We start from the raw sequence: 4,509 nt of genomic DNA on the forward strand, positions 1-4,509 counted from the left end.
AGGAGCCCACCGGCCGCGCGACCCCCGCGGATACCCGGGCGGCCGCGACCGAGGTCCCGCTGCGCGGGTCCCGGGCCAGGGGGATCGGGGTGGGCGTCGTGGTGCTCGGGATCGTGCTGGTCCTGCTGATCGTCTTCATCTCGCAGAACACCCAGGAGGTGAGCGTCACCTTCTTCAACTGGCAGGGCCGCGCGCCGCTGTCCGTCGCGCTGCTCGCCGCCGCGGCCGGAGGGCTCTTCCTGACCGCCGCCGCGGGCACCCTGCGGATCCTGCAACTGCGCCGTCGCGTCCGCAAGGACAAGAAGAAGGCGACGAAGCGGGTCTGAGACCCGCCCCGGCGTCGACGGCCGCGTGTCGGGTCAGTCCGGGGCCGGCACCGACAACGACAGCGCGAAGTCGCCGTTCTCGTCGGTCCACCAGTGGGTCAGCCGCAGGCCTGCCGCCGCGAGCTCGGCCGCGACCGTCTCGCGCCGGAACTTCGAGGAGATCTCGGTCAGGATCTCCTCCCCCGCGCCGAACTTCACCTCGAGGTCCAGCCCCGACAGGTGCACCACCTGGTCCTGGGACGAGCGCAGCCGCATCTCGATCCGCTCCTCCCGCTCGTTCCAGAGCGCGACGTGCTCGAACGCGTCGAGGTCGAAGTCCGCGCCCAGACTGCGGTTCAGCACGGCGAGCACGTTCCGGTTGAACGCGGCGGTCACCCCCTGGGCATCGTCGTACGCCGCGACGAGTCGCGCGGAGGACTTCACCAGGTCGGTGCCGAGCAGGAAGGCGTCGCCGTCGGCCAGGGTGGTGCGCACGTCGCCCAGGAACGTGGAACGCTGGGTGGGATCCAGGTTGCCGATCGTCGAGCCGAGGAAGGCCAGCAACCGCTGCGGACCGCCCGGCAGGTTCACCAGGTGGCTCTCGAAGTCGCCCACCACGGGCGCCACCGCGACGTCGGGGAACTCCGCGGCGATCTGCCGACTGGCCACGGTGAGCACGGCAGGGTCCACGTCGAAGGGCACGAAACGCTCCAGGGTGCCGGCCCCGGAGAGCGCCTGCAGCAGGAGCCGGGTCTTCTCCGAGGTGCCGCTGCCGAGCTCGATCAGCGTGCGCGCGCCGGTCGCTTGGGCGATCTCTGCCGCACGGTCCTCGAGGATCCGGCGCTCGGTGCGGGTGGGGTAGTACTCCGGCAGCCGGGTGATCCGGTCGAAGAGGTCGCTGCCGTGGGCGTCGTAGAAGTACTTGGGCGGCAGGGTCTTCTCGGTCGCGGTCAGACCGGCCCGCACCTCGCGGGCCATCTGTTCGGCCAACGCGTCCGGGTCGAGGTGGACGTCCGGGTCGACGGCGTGGGTCATCAGCTCTCCAGTGCGGTCACGGTCACCCCGCCCGGGGTCACCTCGATCAGGTGTCGGTCGGGGACGTCGACCCAGCGCGGGTCGTCGTCCCACGGTTCGCTGGCCACCACCACCCCGTCCGGTTCGACGAGATAGCCGGCGGGGTCGCCCCAGGTGAGGCCGACGATCCGGGAACCGTCGGTGAGCAGCAGGTTGAGCGAGGCGCCCGGGTCGAGAGCAGCGACCTTGCGCACGGTCTCGCCGACCCGGTCCACGCCCTCCGCGAAGACGTGGGCCGCCAGGACGGCGGAGTCGCAGACCGATTCGGCGTCGTTGCGGGCCGGCAGCACGCTCCGGTCCACCCGGCCGTTGTGGGAGAGCAGCCAACGCCCGTCGGTGAACGGTGCCGCCGCGCTCTCGTCCATCGGCATGCCGGCCGTCGCGGAGCGGACCGCGGCCAGCACCGCGCGGGACACGAGGACGGGGGCCACCGAGGCGAAGGAGGCGTCGGCCCACAACGGCTTCGCCGAGCGCCAACGGACCGGCTCGTCCCGGCCCTCGGCGAAGAAGCCGACCCCCCAGCCGTCGGCGTTCATGATCCCCCGCGTCTGGCGGCGGGGTGCCCAGGACTGGGTGAGCAGGCCGTGCGATCGCTCCAGCACGAGGTCCGCGACCGAGCGCGGCTCCCCCAGCCAGGCCAGGTGCCTACACAACGTCCCAGGCCAATCGCAGGCCGCAGAAGATCTGGCGGCGGACAGGGTGGTCCCAGTTGCGAAAGGACGGTCGGATCGAGGCGCCGCCGACGGCCCAGGAACCGCCCCGCAGGACCCGGTAGTCACCGCCGAAGAAGGGCGCGCTGTAGTCGGCGTACAACATCGGGGTGAAACCGGGCCAGGGCTCGAACGAGGAGGAGGTCCACTCCCAGACGTCGCCGATCATCTGCTCGGCGCCGTACGGCGAGGCGCCGGCCGGGTAGGCGCCCACCGGCGCCGGGCCGAGAGCGTCGCCGCCGAGGTTGGCCAGGGCGGGCGTCCAGTCGGAGTCACCCCACGGCCAGCGTCGTCGGCGGCCGAGCCCGGGGTCCCAGACGCAGGCCTTCTCCCACTCCTGCTCGGTGGGCAGGCGCGCGCCGGCCCACGCGGCGTACGCCTCGGCCTCGAAGAAGCTGACGTGCTGGACGGGTTCGTCGGCGGGGATGTCCTCGTGGTGGCCGAAGCGACGCCGCGAGGCGCCTGCGGACCAGAAGAGCGGCCGCTCGAGCTCCGCCTCCTGGCGGTGCTTCCAGCCTCGTTCGGACCACCAGTGCGGCTCGTCGTACCCGCCGGCATCGACGAAGCCCTGCCACTCGGCGTTGGTGACCGGCACCCGACCGATCCGGAAGGCGGGCAGGTCCACGGTGTGCGCGGGCCGCTCGTTGTCCAGCGACCAGGGCTCGTCGCGGGCGTCCACCCCGAGCGTGCAGGATCCGGCCGGCACCAGCACGGAGTCGTGCGGCACGTCCCGGCCGGGCGGCAGGGGTGATCCCGCCCCCAGGATCGGGGCGCCGTCACGCAACTGGTGAGTGGCGAGCATGGTCTCCACGTGCTGCTGCTCGTGCTGCTCGACCATCACGTAGTCGAAGATCCGGTCGTCGTCGGCCCGCTCGAGGGCGTCCAGGACGCGGCCACGGACGTCGGCCAGGTAGCTGCGCGCCTCGGCGGGCGTCAGCAGCGGCAGGCTCACCCGGCTGGCGCGCGGGTGCTCGAAGGCGTCGTAGAGCTGCTCGACCCGGGCGGAGAGCAGTCCTTGGGCCCGGCTGTCGCCACCCCGGAGCAGCCAGAGGTCCTCCTGCTGGCCGATGTGCGCGAGGTCCCAGACCAGCGGGCTCATCAGCGGGCTGTGCTGGGTGGTGAGCTCGGGCTCGTCGATGTCGGTCAGCCTGGTCGTCCGACGGCGGGCGTCCTCCAGCCCCCGGGCGGCTTCCTCACGCACGGGCCTCCTCCTCCAGGACGTGCAGCGCACCGGAGCGTTCGACCTGCGCGCGCCGGTCGTCACCGGGGGTGCGACCGGCGGCGACGAGCTCGACGAACTCCTCGACCTCGGCCTTCAGGTCGGGCGGGCAGTGCAGGGCGGCCAGATCCAGGCAGGTGGCGGCGGCGCGGCGCAACGGCGGATCGGCGAGGCCGGTGCGGGCGGCCGACTCCCAGGCCGTCGCGACCGGCGCACAGGCATCGGCGGCCCCCTCGGCGGCCAGCGGGTGGTCCACCAGGGTCACCACGATCGCGGCCAGGGCCGGCCACCACCGGTCGGGCAGCGAGTCGATGCACCGGATCTCCAGGTAGCCGCGGGGGCGCACCGGCGGGAAGAGCGTGGTCAGGTGGTAGTCGAGGTCGTCCAACGTCGCCGGTCGACCGATCCGCGCGGGCTCGCGCAACCAGTCGGCGAAGGAGAGCCGGTCGGTGACCGGGCTGAGCCCCCCGCCACGCAGCAGCATCACCGGCGCCGCGAGGGCGTAGTCCGCCCAGGCGGAGGTCGGCTCGCCGGCGCGGATCGGGTCGCTGCGCCCGTGGTCGATTCCGTGCCAGGTCTCCTGGCGCATCGAGTGCCAGCCGGACGTGCGGCCGCCGAGCCACGGCGAGGTCGAGGAGAGCGCGACCAGCAGCGGAACCAGCGACCGGACCAGGGCCAGTCGCTCGGTCCAGCCCGACGCGGGCCCGGCGTCGAGGTTCACCTGGAGCGCCGCGGTCGACGACATCATCGAACGCCCGGCCAGCTCGCACCCCATGGCGGCGAAGTGCCGCTCCATGGCGACGTACCGTGCGCCAGGGTTGATCCGCCGGACCGGGCGGGCGGGGTCGGCCCCCAGCGGTACGGCGCCGTACCGCCGCTCGGCGAGCTCGGCGCGCAGGGCCGAGCGATCCTCGCGCAGTGCAGCCACCGCCGAGCTCACGTCCGGACTCACCGGAGTGGAGAGCTCGATCTGGCCACCGGGCTCGAGAGTGACCGAGCTGCCCGACGGCATCGGGGGCAGGCGGTCGACCAGCGACTGGATCGCCGCCCAGGTGGGCCGCCGCAGCGGGGTGACCAGGTCGATCAGGTGAAACTCGAGCTCCAGACCGACGCGTCGCTCGCTGCCGGACCGGAGTGCCTGGGCGGCCACGTGGGCGTGCGCATGGCCGCGGGGGTCGGCAGCGTCGAGGAGTGCTCCCTC

At 73.2% G+C, this 4,509-nt stretch carries 5 protein-coding genes; 1 reads left to right on the forward strand and 4 read right to left on the reverse strand.

Annotation, left to right across the window (positions count from 1 at the left end; genetic code table 11):
- Window positions 1–326 (forward strand): lipopolysaccharide assembly protein LapA domain-containing protein (locus ABZE72_RS15850; RefSeq protein ID WP_372730002.1); only part of this gene is annotated, 326 nt, incomplete at its 5' end.
- 33 nt (window positions 327–359) lie between these two features.
- On the opposite strand, the gene egtD is transcribed toward ABZE72_RS15850, so the two are convergent.
- The 4 genes from egtD to egtA all read right to left on the reverse strand — a co-directional run.
- Entirely contained in the window at window positions 360–1,340 is a 981-nt protein-coding gene (gene egtD / locus ABZE72_RS15855) for an L-histidine N(alpha)-methyltransferase (protein ID WP_372730003.1), read from the reverse strand.
- Window positions 1,340–2,032, reverse strand: a complete 693-nt coding sequence (gene egtC, locus ABZE72_RS15860; protein ID WP_372730004.1) for an ergothioneine biosynthesis protein EgtC — start codon at window positions 2,030–2,032, stop codon at window positions 1,340–1,342. The genes egtD and egtC overlap by 1 nt, the downstream gene beginning before the upstream one ends.
- Entirely contained in the window at window positions 2,025–3,290 is a 1,266-nt protein-coding gene (gene egtB / locus ABZE72_RS15865) for an ergothioneine biosynthesis protein EgtB (protein WP_372730005.1), read from the reverse strand. Before egtB ends, egtC begins: the two co-directional genes overlap by 8 nt.
- Window positions 3,283–4,509: ergothioneine biosynthesis glutamate--cysteine ligase EgtA (gene egtA / locus ABZE72_RS15870; protein ID WP_372730006.1), on the reverse strand; the 1,227-nt coding region annotated here is incomplete at its 5' end. The genes egtB and egtA, both read right to left, overlap by 8 nt.

Source organism: Nocardioides sp., from assembly GCF_041600255.1.
In the GTDB taxonomy this organism is placed as follows: Bacteria; Actinomycetota; Actinomycetes; order Propionibacteriales; family Nocardioidaceae; genus Nocardioides.